The 13832-nt window shown below is 66.0% G+C and carries 8 protein-coding genes; 4 read left to right on the top strand and 4 right to left on the bottom strand.

Annotated elements, in window-relative coordinates:
* Positions 1 to 33: 33 nt before the first annotated feature.
* Both QC180_RS12325 and QC180_RS12330 read right to left on the bottom strand, forming a co-directional pair.
* Entirely contained in the window at positions 34 to 6609 is a 6576-nt protein-coding gene (locus QC180_RS12325; RefSeq protein ID WP_278262827.1) for a helicase-related protein, read from the bottom strand.
* 65 nt (positions 6610 to 6674) lie between these two features.
* On the bottom strand, positions 6675 to 7187 hold the full coding sequence (locus tag QC180_RS12330) for a hypothetical protein (protein WP_278262828.1): 513 nt from the start codon (positions 7185 to 7187) through the stop codon (positions 6675 to 6677).
* A 403-nt stretch (positions 7188 to 7590) separates the two neighbouring features.
* Here QC180_RS12330 and QC180_RS12335 point away from each other — a divergent pair, with 403 nt between their 5' ends.
* The 4 genes from QC180_RS12335 to QC180_RS12350 all read left to right on the top strand — a co-directional run bounded on the left by QC180_RS12335 (position 7591) and on the right by QC180_RS12350 (position 12061).
* Positions 7591 to 8040, top strand: a complete 450-nt coding sequence (locus QC180_RS12335; protein ID WP_278262829.1) for a hypothetical protein — start codon at positions 7591 to 7593, stop codon at positions 8038 to 8040.
* A 324-nt stretch (positions 8041 to 8364) separates the two neighbouring features.
* Entirely contained in the window at positions 8365 to 8955 is a 591-nt protein-coding gene (locus QC180_RS12340; RefSeq protein WP_278262830.1) for a hypothetical protein, read from the top strand.
* 515 nt (positions 8956 to 9470) lie between these two features.
* Complete coding sequence (locus tag QC180_RS12345) at positions 9471 to 11336, top strand: glutaredoxin domain-containing protein (RefSeq protein ID WP_278262831.1); 1866 nt, start codon at positions 9471 to 9473, stop codon at positions 11334 to 11336.
* Positions 11337 to 11524: 188 nt separating this feature from the next.
* Positions 11525 to 12061: a DUF8176 domain-containing protein gene (locus tag QC180_RS12350; RefSeq protein WP_278262832.1), complete on the top strand. Its 537-nt coding sequence runs from the start codon at positions 11525 to 11527 to the stop codon at positions 12059 to 12061.
* Between the two features lie 122 nt (positions 12062 to 12183).
* Here QC180_RS12350 and QC180_RS12355 read toward each other — a convergent pair whose 3' ends face one another.
* Together QC180_RS12355 and QC180_RS12360 are read right to left on the bottom strand one after the other, a co-directional pair.
* A complete protein-coding gene (locus QC180_RS12355; RefSeq protein WP_278262833.1) occupies positions 12184 to 12723 on the bottom strand; it encodes a PIN domain-containing protein in 540 nt (179 codons plus the stop codon).
* Positions 12720 to 13817 (bottom strand): helix-turn-helix domain-containing protein, encoded by a 1098-nt coding sequence (locus tag QC180_RS12360; protein ID WP_278262834.1) that lies wholly within the window; start codon positions 13815 to 13817, stop codon positions 12720 to 12722. Before QC180_RS12360 ends, QC180_RS12355 begins: the two co-directional genes overlap by 4 nt.
* Positions 13818 to 13832 lie beyond the last annotated feature (15 nt).

The raw sequence follows: 13832 nt of genomic DNA on the forward strand, positions 1-13832 counted from the left end.
CAGCGGACATCATCGCCATAACGGAGGCCGAGTTCACCGCCCCCGTCCTCGACCCGTGGGAATCGAGCTGGTGCCTGCACCGTTGTCTACCGTAGTACCGTCGACCCGACCCGCCACTCTCGCAAAGTCGTGCACGGCGGCCGACTGGATGCGCTCGAGTTCTACGGGTGACTCCGACGCCCCGGTCGGTCCTGCCTCCGGCTGCGAGTCCTTGCTGCCCAGCAGCTCCTGATTGATCGTCTTCTGCCGTTCCCTTAGTCCATCGAGGCGCTCGGCGTGCTCGAACGGCTTGCCCAAGCGTTGTGCGGAGCGTTCGCGTTCGGCGCGCTCGGTGGCCAGTCGGCTCGTCGCGATGTCGAGTCGCTTGTCCAGGCCGTTTACCGCGTTCTCGAGCCTGATCATCAGTCCTGCACCGCCCCTTTCCAGGGTCTTCTTGTCGACGGTGACGTAGAGGTCGCTGCTGATATCGGAGAACACCACCTCGACATGGACTTCTCGGCCGGTGGGTACGGTGCGAGCATCGAGGACGAAGCCGGCGATCTCCGTTACCCCCTGGTCGGAGAATACTTTCCAGACCGAGCGGGGGTCCTGAGTCAGCTTGGACAGTCGTGCGGCGAGTGCGTCACCGGCCTCGCCGCGGTGGTCGAAGTATCGACCGTCGATCTTGGCGGCGAACGCATCACCCTTGGTCGGTGTCCGGTGCGCGATGGCTCGGGTGTAAGCATCGATCTCGCTTTCGAGGGCGGGGATCGCGTTGTCAGCATCGCGGATACGGATCTGCAGCATGGACTGGCTGCGTTGGTGGGCTCGGCGCAAGCGATCGAGTTTCGTGACCTCGATGTCGACTTCGGCCTTCTCCAGCACCAGCGGGTTGCCGCTGGCGATAGCGAGGGCCTCGTTGGCGTTGAGCGCCGCGTCGCCGATGTCGTCGATCTCTCGGGCGGTGAGCGAGCCTTTCAGGAACTGGTTGACCATGGCCGCCTTCCTCGACTGGGCCGCCCACATGCGGGCATCGAACGTGCCCTCGGTGACGGCGCGGGCAACAGCGATCTCAGCGTTCTGATTGCCCTGGCGGATGCCGCGCCCGTCGCGCTGTTCGATGTCGGCCGGCCGCCAGGGGCAGTCGACGTGCAGCATGGCGACCATTCGATCCTGGATGTTCACGCCGACGCCCATCTTGGATGTGGAGCCGAACAGGAACTGGATGCTGCCGTTGCGGGCCTTGGTGAACAGCGCCGCCTTGGCCTTGTCGTTCTTCGCGTCGTGGATGTAGGCGAACAGGTCCGCCGGCGCGCCCCGTGCGATGAGCCTGGTCTTGAGTTCGTCGTAGGCATTCCAGTCCTCGCCCGGCGTCCCCAGGTCGCAGAACGCCACGACGAGACCGCCGCGGCGAGGGTGGGGCTGGCCGTCGCGACCGAGGAAGACCTGGTCCTTGGCGGCTTGCCATTTGTCGAACATCCAGTCCGCTGCCGCTTCGAGCTTGAGGCCGAACTGATCCTCACCGACCTCGTCGTCCGGCTCGTGGCGCGACATCGCCGAATACAGCGCGACGTACCTCGCCGTGGCCGGACTCGGCGACTTCGCGTGGAGGTATCCGGCGATGGCGCCTCCCTCCGCCACGTCCAACATCGGGCGGTCCTCGTGCGCCGAGACCGAGCGAGCGCCGAGACCGAGCGACTTGACAAGGCGCAGGTCAAGAGCGGCGGCACGACCGTCGGAGGAGATCTTGAGCATGTTGTCGCGCGCTGGGTCGACCGTGCGCGAACGCACCAGCATGGCTCGGTGCCCGAGATCGCGGACGTATTCGAGCTGGGTGTCGGTAGCTGGCACCGAGATGATCTCCGGTGCACGCTGCCCATCGGCACGACGGGCGAGCTTTGGCACCGGAAGATTCAGGTCCTCGGGCAGTTTCACATCGGCCGCGACGTGGAACATGCGTTGCAGCTCAGGCACATTGCGGAAGCCCACGAGCCGGGTCTTGAGGTTCCAGGAGTTTCCGTCGACCGACATCTCCAGCTCGGTCTTGGTCTTGCCGAAGGTGGCCGCCCACTCGTCGAAATTGCGGATTCCTGCCTCTTCGAGCAGGTCCGGGCGCAGGTAACGCTGCACTACATACACCTCGGTGATCGAGTTCGCCAGCGGGGTGGCGGTGGCACCGGTGATCGCCCGCCCGTTGTGCTTGTTCGCGAGATATTCGCGCACCATGTGCAGCTTCTGCGCTCGCTGGCTGCCCGCGATGGCCGCGGACTCGATCTGGGTGTCAGTGGCCAGATTCTTGAAGTCGTGCAGCTCGTCGACCACGATGTAGTCGATGCCGGTCTGCTCGAAAGTGATGCCAGGATCGGTGGGCCCCCCGAGCTTGCGCTTGAGCTTCTCCTCGGATTTGAGGATGGCGTTTTCGATGCGCTTGATGGTCGTGCGCTTGGCTCGACTGGCCATGAGTTCGGCCAGATAGGCACGGCGCGGCGCGATCTCGCGATCGAAGTACCAGTGCGCGGTCTCGCGGCTCACCTCGAGACGCTGGAAGCTGCCGCGTGTCAGGATGATCGCGTCCCAGTCGCCGGTGGCCGCGCGCGCGACGAACTGCCGCCGCTTCTCCCCGGCGAGATCCTCGGTGCCGGCGGCGAGGATGCGCGCCTGCGGATACGCCTGGAGGAATTCGCGGGCGAACTGGTCGAGCATCGAATTGGGCACCATGATCGCCGGTTTGTTCACCAGCCCAAGCCGTTTGAGCTCCATGACGCCCATCGCCATTTCCAAGGTCTTGCCCGCACCCACCGCGTGGAACAGTCCGGCGTTCGGCTCGGCGATCATGCGCGCGACTGCGGCACGCTGGTGCGGTCGCGGGGTGTAGACCCGCGACAGGCCGGGCAGGGTCAGCATCTTGCCATCGGCCTCGTAGTTGCGCAGCACCAGATTGTTGAAGCGCCGGTTGTATTCCTCGCTCAGCCGGGCGGCCCGGACCGGGTTCTCCCACACCCATTCGGAGAACCGCTCGTTGAGCTGCTCGGCCTTCTCGTTCGCTGCTTCGGTCTCGGTCGGGTTGGGGATGCGCGCCTCACCGTTCTCGTCCGGGTCGTAGACACGGATCGGGGATTGGCGCAGCAGGGCCTGAGCGAGTTTGGGCGCCGGGACGCGGGAGGTGCCGAATTCCTGAGTCGACAGAACGCCACGACGACCGCCGGTGACCTTCCACTCCCCCGCCTTGGTGTGCTCGACGGTGATCGTGTCGTCGTTCAAGATTTCGTTCAGGAACGCCTGCACATCGGGCGCTTCGATCCACACCGCGCCCAGGCGGGCGTCGATCTCGGCAGGGCCGAGGTCAGGCGGGATAACCGCAGTCAGGGCGGTGACATTGTCGCCATAGGTTTCCGGATCCGTAGCGGCCGCCCGGCGGGCCCGCTCGAGCCGGACTCGGACGTTGCCGGACAGGTATTCCGGCGCCGGGACGAAGCGTCCGTCTTCAGCGGGGTCGGCGTAGATCAGACCCCGGCATTTGACGCGGGCCTCCTCGTCTTCGACGCCGAGCAGGGTGGCGATGACCGGCAGGTCGATGTGACCGTGGGTGTCCAGGCAGATCGCCACCGCGTCCTCGGCGGTGTCCGCGCCCAGCCGCGGGCTGCGCGGCGCGACCACACGCTGGCGCATGATCGCCATCTTCACCGCGGTGTCGGTGCTGGCGTCGTAGTCCTCGAGCGCCAGCACGACCGGGGCGTGCGGGTCATCGCGGAACAACCGCATGACCGGGGGCCGACGGACCGACATCACCGGTTCGCCCGCGTCATCGACACGGCCGGTCGGATGCCAGGTGCACCGGTTGATCGCCCCGAACTGCCCGGCGTAGCGGTCGTAACGCTGGTTGAGCTGCGCGCGCAGTGCCTCGATTTCGGCGGAGTCCTCAGCCGTGGCGGCCTCGTTCTCGAGCAATGCGACCGCGGTGTCACGCAGACCCAACAGTGCGCGCAGCTCCTCGGCCTGGGTCGTAGGGACCGACAGCTCTTCGTAGATATGGTCGCTGCTCAACGCCTCGAACCCGCCTGCCGAGGCTCGCAGGTGGCCGGGGAATTCCTTCGGGTCTCCCGGCGCCGAGGCCGCCACGCGCCGCTCGCCGGGAGCCATGTCACGGGGCCAGTGGCTGATGCCCTCGGACAGTGCCTGGGAGACGATGCGCTCGAGCGCGGCCCCGAGCTGCTGCTCCAGGTCACCGTGCCCGAGCACCTCCACCGCCAGGCCGCCGTACATGCTGGTGCCCGCATGCAACGAGCCGAGCACCATCTCCGGGTGATTGAGGAAATACTCATTGACCAGGACTGTTTCGGTCTCCCCTTGTCCCCGTGTGAGCGGAAGCTCGGCTTTGACCGCCAGCTCGAACGGTCCGTTCAACTGGCGTGCCTCGCCATCACGGCGACGCAGGATCAGGATGTCGGTGAGCGCGTCAGTGCCCGCCACCCGTCGATGCGCGCCGTTGGGGAGCCGGATCGCGCCGAGGAAGTCCGCCTTGGCCGCGATTTCGCGGCGTGCGGCCGGATTCTGGCTGTCCATCGTGAACGAGCTGGTCACCATCGCGACCACACCCCCGGGCTTGACCAACGCCAGCGATTTGAGGATGAAGTGGTTGTGCAGGGCGTGCTCGCCGGTGTTGTGGACCGGGTCGCGCAGCCTCGTCGAGGAGAAGGGGACGTTGCCGATCGCGGCATCGAAATGTCCTTCCAAGAAGCGGGTTTCGGCGAAGGACTCGATGCGGACGTCGGCGTGCGGGTAGAGGGCCTGCGCGATCCGGGCCGTGGTGGCGTCCAGCTCGACGCCGGTCATGCGGACCGATTCGGGGGCGCGGCCTATGAATGCGCCCGCGCCGCAGCCAGGTTCGAGCACGTGGCCGGTCGTGAGCCCCAGGGTCTGGAGGTAGGACCACATCGCCTGCACAATCATCGGGTCGGTGTAGTGCGCGTTGAGAACGGTGCGGTTGGCTTGCTTCCAGCCTTCCTTGCCGATCAGGTTCCGCAGCGATTCGGCATCGACGCGGAACTCGTCCTGTTCCTTATCGAAGATCTGCGGCACCGCACCCCACGAGGTCCACTTCGCCAGTGATTCCCGCTCGGCGGGAGTCGGTTCACGGCTGTCACGTTCGAGAACCTGGAGTGTCTGGATCGCCGCGAGATTCGCCGCGATTCGCCGCTGCGGTGATCTGGGGACGTCGACATCGGGTGCAGGAAGCCGTTCACTGCACCGGAACCCCACGTTCAGTGCGCCGGACACAGCGGCCCGCACTGTTGTATCCGCCTCGGTTCGGGGTTGTGTCGCTAGCGACTGGTCGGTGGTGACCGGCACGACCCTCGGTGCCTGCGGCTCGGGCCGGGTTGGGGCAGGGTCCGCACCGTCGGTGCCTGCTGATGGCGATGCCAGCGCGGTCGAACCCTGCTGAACCTCCGATGATTCGACAGGTGTTGCGTGCTCGGTCGGCCGTGTTGTGACCGCGTGCCCGGAGGCGAGGGCGGCAGTGTCGGAGGTGGTCGCGGCACCGGTCTCGGTGAAGGGCAGGCCGAGTCTGGTGAGCGAGGCTCGCAGATACCCGACGCGGCGGGTGCGCACGGCGAGATCGGTCGCCCGCCGCTGATACCAGAACTTCTGGGGGCGTGACCACTGGAATTTGGCGTCGTGCAGGGCTTGGCGGAGTTGCAGGTTCGCTTTGTCGGTGTTGCGGACCAGCGTGCCTTCTGCGGTGTGCTCGATGAGGATCGGCAACGAAGTCGTCGCGTCCTCGACTGGTGCAGCGGATTCTGGCGGATCAGTTCGCGGCGTAACGAGATTCGTTTCGGTCCTGACGTTTTCAGCCGTGGCGGGAGTCGTCGGTTCGGGGAGCTCAGCCAGATGGGCACGAATCCGAGGCATAACTTCGCGCACGGGTAGCGCTTCGGTGATCGGCGCCGCATCGGCAGCGGCGGGGTGGACGATCCACTGACCGCGTTGGGGTTCGAGCAGGAAGGTGTGTTCACCGACCACGATGTGTGCCCGTCGTCCGTGCACTCCGTCGAACCGTTCGTGGGCCGATAGCCTGAGTTTGTCGACGAACCCCGCCAGGCGCTCGATGCGTGAGCGCATCTCGACGTAGTCGCTGGCGTCGGCGGGGTTGGTGAGCTGAGCCTGGTCGAGCAGCGTGCGGGCTTGCTCGAAACGTCCCGCGCGGAGGAGTTCGACGGCGGCGCTGATCATCGGCCCTGCGGCGTGCGCGCGGTCGTACTGGCGGGCTTGGACCGAGACGGGTGTCTCGTCGTAGAGGTCGGGGTGGGCGCGCAGGTAGCACTCGACCCACAACCAGGTCGGCCCGAATCGTTCTCCCGCCGACAGCGCCTTGAGCGGACCCTCGGTGATGTATCGCGGCGCGGTGGAGGGGTTGAATATCTCCGGTGGCCGGTTGTAGCCACCGTAGGCGTACGCCTCGTCCTCGATCGTGCACCGCAGCGTTGCCAGTTCAACCGGGCTGAACATCGCATCGGCCCGTGCCAGACGATCGGCTTCGGCGGCGCCGGTCGCGGTGCCGACCTCGCGGAGACGAGTCCACTGCGCGTCACCGCCAGTGGACTCGCCGCGAGTGGCTTCCCACACCTGCACGCCGTCGATGAGGTAGTCCCGTTCACCGACGGTGACGATGGTGTCCTGCGTGATGGAGCCGAGTTCTACCGCGCCGGCCGCGCGGCGTCCTGCCTCTCCAGGATCAGCGCCAGCTGTTCGCGCTTCTGCTGGGCGGTCAACTCGTCGTGGTCGCTCAGCATCCAGTGGACCTCCTCGACCAGATGCGGATACCGGCGATCCCACTCGCTCGCCTCCAGGCTGCCCGGCTCCATCTCCAGGCGCTGCTCCACCGCTCGCTCCTCCTGCTGCATTACCAGCAGGTCGCGCTCGGTCCGGCTCGGTTCCGGGTCGTCCTGGTTCTCCGGGGGCATCGAGTACAGCAGCTCGGCCAGGGCCATCTCCGTTGCCTGGGCGCGCACCGTGTTCAGCGTTCCCACCCGTTGCAGGTAGTCCTGTCCGGGGGTGATCGCGTCGGTTTCCAGATGGGTCGAGATCTGCTCGATTCGCTGACTGATCTGGTCTGCCAGCTGTTGGAAGTGCGTCTGCGGGTCCTTCAGCAGCTGCGTCGTTCGCGGCAGGTATGTCGTGAAGTAGGTCCTGACCTTGTCGATGATCATCGCGTTCATTGTCCTTTCGGTGGTCGACGGTCGAGGGTGCCGGGTTCGGGTCGCCCCATAGTGCCTCCAAGCTCAGCTGGTCTTCGCTGATCTGCATTCTTCGCGGTCGCCGCGCCATGATCGCCTCCGTGTTCGACGGCGGGGCGGCGCATCTCACCAGCCCCAATGGTTCCGTTGTTGCTGATGTGTCGAGGGCATCCACCTGGGACGATCACCCCAGCCGAACTCGATACACTCTAATGTATCGAAAGACTCGATAGCATCTGGAGCGCTTCAGACCATTTCGACGGCGCCCGCCGCTTTAGATGTGATCGGGCTATTGGATACACTGGAACCATCGGAGTTGCGGTGAGAAGCCGACCGGACCGGGATGCGCGTTCTACCGTCTAGAGGGAAGGGAACCGTGGCCGACGCACAGTCTGACAAGACGGAGAAGCAGACCAAGGGCAGGACGAACTTCTCCTGCAGCAACGAGGTCTGGTCCGACGCGAAGAAGCAGTGGCAGAAGCAGATTCGCCAGTTCCCCACCTGGGCAGGATGGCTCGATGCGGCCTTCGCGTCGAAGACAGCACGCAAGCGCGCGGAGTTGGGGCTGACCGCATACGAACCCGCCCCCGACCGCCTCCCTCCCGGTCGACGCGTTCCACCTGAGCAGGCAGGCACCCGACCCCGCCGCTCGTACAGCGGCGACACGAAGATCATGGCCGACGCACGAGCCACCTGGTGGGCCGAGGCCGAGCTCTACCCGGCGTGGTCGGACTGGGCCGAGGAGGCCCTGGAGGACCAACTCCCCCGACGGGAGACAACACCCGCCACCCCGATCGAGTCCGCCGACCCGGTCGCGACACCCTAGCGACAGAAACCACACGCACTCCCGGGCGCTCCACGTTCTCGCAAGAACATGGAGCGCCGAGGGCGTTTCCAACCGGTACACCACCGGATCGACAACCCAACGAGACCGCCCGCACCAGCAAGTCCGACAAGAGCAACACACCGCCGGCAGTCGAACGATGTCTACGCACCCGCCCACGCATCCGAACCCGCCGGCGGCCCGACTCACACGACCGAGCGCAAAGATCGGGTTTCAAGCCGTTGACCAGGACGAACCTGGCGAACATCGATCAACCGGATCAGCATTTAGATTCTTTCGATACAATCGAGTCTCTAGCGTCAACAGATGCCAGAGTTTCAGAGCGCGAGCCCAGCAACCAGCCAACCCTCGACAAAGGACAGCGATCCAATGCCCGATCCACTCACCTCCACCGACCACAGGACCCCGGAATCGGTCACCATGACCGCCCGCTACCTCGAGGCAGCGCTCGAGCACGCCCACAACGTCGCGAACGCCACCTCCTACATCGACATCGACGAACACGGCGCGCTTGTGCGAATCACCCCCGACGACGGCTCCGCCGAAGCCGTGGCCCGCGCGGACAACGCGCTCACGCACTACCTGCGCGAGCATCGTGGCGTACTCGGCGCCGACCCACGGTGGCGAGCACACTACGACGATTTCGACCGGGCCGATGCCCCAGATACACAGTTGGTCGCCGGCGAGCGGCGAGATAGCGTGCCCCAGGGGCAATCTCGCCACCGAGACGACCACGATTCGATTGCCCGACGCCATGCCCGCCACATCGAGAAGCTGATCGCAGCCAGTGCGCGAGGAGCGAAAGCGCACGTGATCGCCAGCGACCCGTTCACCTTCCGCACCACCCCGATCACCGCAGCTGCGCCACCGGCCGCCGTCGCACGGCGCGGCCGATGAACATCCGGTTGCACAACGCTCGTTTCGCCAGCAATTCCCTCGGCACCACGGCGTTGACCTTCCGTCAGAAGTGGCGCGATGCGGCTCGCTAGGCCCAGTACGCTTGCGCATGATCTCATCCAACCAGCGAACCCGCGGCAACACCTTTGGATGCTTTCGATACATTAGAATCACGCTCCGGTGATCGGCCGGGCGATGAACAAGGAAGAGGTGGTCGGCCATGTCGATCCTGCTGATATACCCGGCTGTTGCCATTCTGATCACGGTCATCGTGATCGCCGTGAAGTACCGACGCCCCAACCCGGGGTCATCCCGAGCACACAGAAGGCCGGGTCGCGTGGCGCGGGGAGTCGCGGGCGGCCTGGCGGGCGCAGCAGTGGGGATGACGTTGGCGAGTCTGCTGGGTCAGACCAAGCGCCACTGAGCCGATCGCCCGGTGGGGGCTAAGCCCTTCACGACGACGTTTAGCTGCTTTAGATACTTTCGATACCCGAGCAACTGTGGAGGTGTAGGCCGTGGCCGGTACATCCGCCTCGCGTGCTTCGTTCGCCCGAATCACACGCGCTCTCGACGAGTGGGCGTTCGAGCACAACCACCTGCCCGGCCCATCGTCTCAGCGCGGGCAATGGACGATGTACCGCTGCCCTGCGCACGAAGACGCAGATCCGAGCCTGGGGTTGATCCACAACGAGGACAAGGCCAAGACCATCGTGCGGTGCTTCAGCGGCTGCCCCGACACGCAGGTCCTGGCCACCATCGGACTGCCCGGCAACGCGATCTGGGACAGGAAATGGGTCCGAGAGCCTGGCACACCACCTCGCCCTCGACCGCCTCGACCCGAGTCGCAACCGGATCAGCGGCGTGCACGTCATCCGGCGAAACTGTCGAAGAAGCGACGCCTCGGCAAAGTCGTCGGCCCCCGCTACCAGGCCGCGACCTACCTCTACACCGACCAGCGTGGCCTTCCGCTCGGCGAAGTCGTGCGGATACATGTCCCACACGAACGTGGCATCCACAAGACGTTCTTCCAGCGAAGAGTCGACGCCGGTGGCCGGTGGCACAAGGGAGGTTTCGCCCCGGTGCTTTACCGCCTTCCCGAAGTGGCACAGGCCATCGCCGACGGTGACGAAATCTTCCTCGTCGAGGGAGAAAAGGACGTGGAACGGGCGCGCGGGGCGGGCCTGGTCGCCACCTGCAACGCGATGGGGGCGGGTTCCTTTCGGCACGCCCACGCCCGCCAGCTCGCCGGTGCGGCGCGGGTGGTGATCGTGGCCGACCGCGACGAGGCCGGCTACCGCCACGCCGCCTACGTCGAAAGACTCTTGATCGGCCTGGTGCGGGAAGTGGTGGTCGTGGAGGCGGCCACCGGCAATGACCTCAGCGACCATTTCGACCTCGGTCACGACTTCGATGAACTCGTGCCGGTCACCGAAATCCAGCTCGACCAAGGCTTCCCGACTGCCCAGGCAATCCTCGCCGAGGCCGAGAACACCCTGAAAGGCGCGTTTCGGCGCTTGTTCGACCCCGAGACCGGGTGGCGGTGGGTGTTGGCCCCAGAGATCGGGGCCGACTCCGCGATCGAAACCGCGGCGACCCGCGCGACAGACAACCAACAGATTTCGGAGCCAGCCATGCCACTAACCGAAACGCCACACGACGGCGTGGAGATCACCGTCTACACCAAACCTCAATGCCCGCAGTGCGACGCCACCAAACGCACGCTCGACAACCTCGGGTTCGCCTATCGGGTCGTCGATCTCGGCCAGGACACCGATGCGCGAGAGCGTCTGTTGAGCATGGGATTTCGTGGCGTCCCCGTGGTCGAAGCCGGAAACGTTCGGTTCACCGGATTCCGCCCCGACAAGCTCGAATCGCTGTCCGGCGTGCTGCGCGCCGACGTCGTGGCAGAACAGGAGGCGGCTGCTGTGCAGCCGGGGTTTTCTCACCCCGGCGCGGCAGACCACCTGAGCGTCGAAACAGTGCGCAACTGGGCCGCCCCGTATTTGCAGAGCGCCCAACGGAGGGGAGAGATCCCGGAACTGGGCTCGCCGCAATGGGCCTCGCTTCCCAACGGCGATCCCCGCAAGACCGGAGCGGTGGTAGAGGCGGCCATGCGCTACGTACACCAAGCCAGCGCACCCGAACCGGCAGTCTCGCCATCTCGCAGTCAGGGCGCAGATGTTGCCGCAGCGCGCGGTGATGGCCGACGGCCACCCTTTGCCGCTCCACAAGCGGCGCGCCGTGGTGAACAGTCGCTGCGGGCCGCCAGCGGACCGTTGACCCCGATCGCCACGACAACGGCTTTCGCCGGCACCACGCTGCCCCCGGCAGCGCCAACCACAACCACCCCAGCACCGCATCGCAGCGGTCGCGGGCGTTGAACAAGGAGCAGATCAGAATGAACGCCACCACCGATCGGTCGGCCCCTGCCTCTGGGCCCTGGACACCAGTGCTCTCGCCTGTACAGATCTCCGAACCCACGCCGGTGCCCGAACCCACGCAACCCGTCGAGGCGACGCGGGGCGCCAACGACACAGATCCCGAGCCGACACGCCGTCCCAGGAATCTGATGCTGGGGATCTCGGCGGCCGTGGGTGCGCTCGGTCTCGGCGCGCTGGCGCTGGGGCTGAGCACTGCTGGGCGGACACACACCGCACTTCCCGTCCTGCCGAGTGCCACCCCGACGGTGGCGACAACGACCACGACGAACTTTCTGTCGGGCGGCCCTTGCCCGAACACCGTGGAGGGCAACGTGTATCGCGGCAACGGGCCCGGCGGCACTGCCAGTGGCGCTGCGGCGGTTTTCGCCTTCCAGCACGCGTACTACGGAGCACGCTCGGGCGATCAGGTCCGCGCCTTGGTGCTCCCGGAGTCCCCGATGCCCTCGGCGGCAACGATCCAGAAGGGCATCGACACCATCCCCGTCTCCACGGTCCACTGCCTGACGATCACCCAACAGCAACCCAACCACTACCTTGTGGACGTGCTCGAACGTAGGCCCTCCGGCGAGACGAAAACCTACCGCCAGAACGTCACGACCATCGACCGCGACGGGCGCACGTTCATCGACACCGTGAGCAGCGCCGAGGCCGAGCACCCCGAGTGAATTCCGCTGGCGTTAGGCATCGTTCCTCTGCTCAAAAGCAGCCATGAAGCCCGCATCGGTACGTTGAGGATGCAAAGGCGGCGGCTGGGGGTCGCGCTGCGCCGAGATGATGCCCGCAACCATCAACGCCGCAGTTCAGCGGCGTTCTTCGGGAGTCGGACGTAGCGGCCGAGCTCAACCATTCGCCGCATGGCCTCGAAAGCGTCCCGGTCGCTGATCAACCCTTCCACGACAGCGGCGTTCATCAGATGAATGGTCTCGCGCGTGGTGATCCCGCGCATCTGCGCGTACCGCACCGCTTCGCGATCATCGGAGATCCACCACGCTCCGACGAACCGCCCGGATTCGGCGATGAGAAAACACGTCTGCGACTCGCCGAGGTGTTGCAGCGGCTTGTCCTCGCCACCGCCGAACACCGCACGGCGAATCTGTTCGACCCGACGTACCTCGGCCTCGTCATCGATCTCGATGGGTTCGCCTAGCCAGCCCCCGCTCAGTGCCGCCGCCAGCTTGGGCAAGTACGCCGCCGATCGCCGCGCCTCCTCGGCAACGGCCTCAGCCCATCGCCCGTCGCCGTTGAGGATGGCACGAAGCAGACCGACGCGGTCGACAGCCGCGAAGTTGCAGAGCACCGTGTTGTCAGGAAAGACGAACTCGCTCACGAGGTTTCGAAGCTCCCCCCTTGCGCCTCCAGCGACTGGCGCAGCTCATCGACGTCCAACTCCAGGAGGTTAGCGTATGGCCGTAGAGTGGAATTGCCGCTCTGGTAGGCGGCGAAGGCGTCACGGATCAACAGCCGTGGCGGCCTGATCTGGGCCGCGGCGGCAACCCGCATCGCGAGGACGTCGTCTTGACCCGCGAGCGCGGCGGCGTTGGCGGCGGTCATCGATTTCCAGGGTTCGGCGACGCCGGCGTCGATGAACCGAAGCGACTGCAAACGAAGCGCGAGCGTTGAGGGCGTGACCATGAGGTCGCAGGCCAGCTCGGCGAACGATTCTGTGGTGATTCCGCCATCGACGCGGGTGCGTAACAGATCCTCAGGCATCAGGAACTCGGCCGCAAATGCGTTGGCGCACTGCTCACTTGGTTGCCTGCGCTGCGCCTTGTCGAAGACATCGTTGTCCAGGTGCAGACCCTGGTCGTCGCCTGCGAACAGGTGGCACAGTTCGTGGGCGAGGGTGAACCGCTGCCGCGCGGGGATGTGGGAGGTCGCCAGCAAGATGAGGCGGACATCGGCGGAGGCGGCGGTCATACCGTCGAAGCCCGAGCCCAGTGCGGCGACGGCGACGTCGGCACCGAACACGTCTTCGATCAACGTCGCCAGATCCGGCTCGGTCACCGACCTCGAGCATTCGGCGAGTCGGGTCAGCGCGGCGGCCGCGAGCCGCTTGCCGTGTTCGACGTACCCACCGGACTCGACAACCTCCACCGGCCGCCAGGGTTGCGGATACCCCAACAGGGCGAGGTCGTCTCGCGATCGGCTGTACCGCTTGGCGATTCGAACGGCCTCCCCGGCGCTTCCGCCGGTGGTTCGCGCGGCGACCGCCAGGGCCGGCTCGACACCGGTCATGAGCCAGTCCACCGTCACACCGTTGGCGTCGGCGATGCGCGCGAGATCGAGCGAGGAGAAGCGACGTGCCCCGCGCAGCGACTTGGACAGCTTGGAATCGTCCAAACCTACTCGGCCAGCGAAATCACGCTGATTCAGGCCGGACGTGCGAATAAGCTCGCGCACACGCTCGGGAATCTCAGACACAGCTCCAACCTAGCA

It is taken from the genome of Nocardia anocheti (genome assembly GCF_029675105.1).
Classification (GTDB): domain Bacteria; phylum Actinomycetota; class Actinomycetes; order Mycobacteriales; family Mycobacteriaceae; genus Nocardia.

Coding starts and splice junctions, on each gene's coding strand:
- QC180_RS12330 (WP_278262828.1), bottom strand. CDS start 7,187: ATGATCATCGACAAGGTCAGGACCTACTTCACGACATACCTGCCGCGA.
- QC180_RS12340 (WP_278262830.1), top strand. CDS start 8,365: ATGCCAGAGTTTCAGAGCGCGAGCCCAGCAACCAGCCAACCCTCGACA.
- QC180_RS12350 (WP_278262832.1), top strand. CDS start 11,525: ATGCTGGGGATCTCGGCGGCCGTGGGTGCGCTCGGTCTCGGCGCGCTG.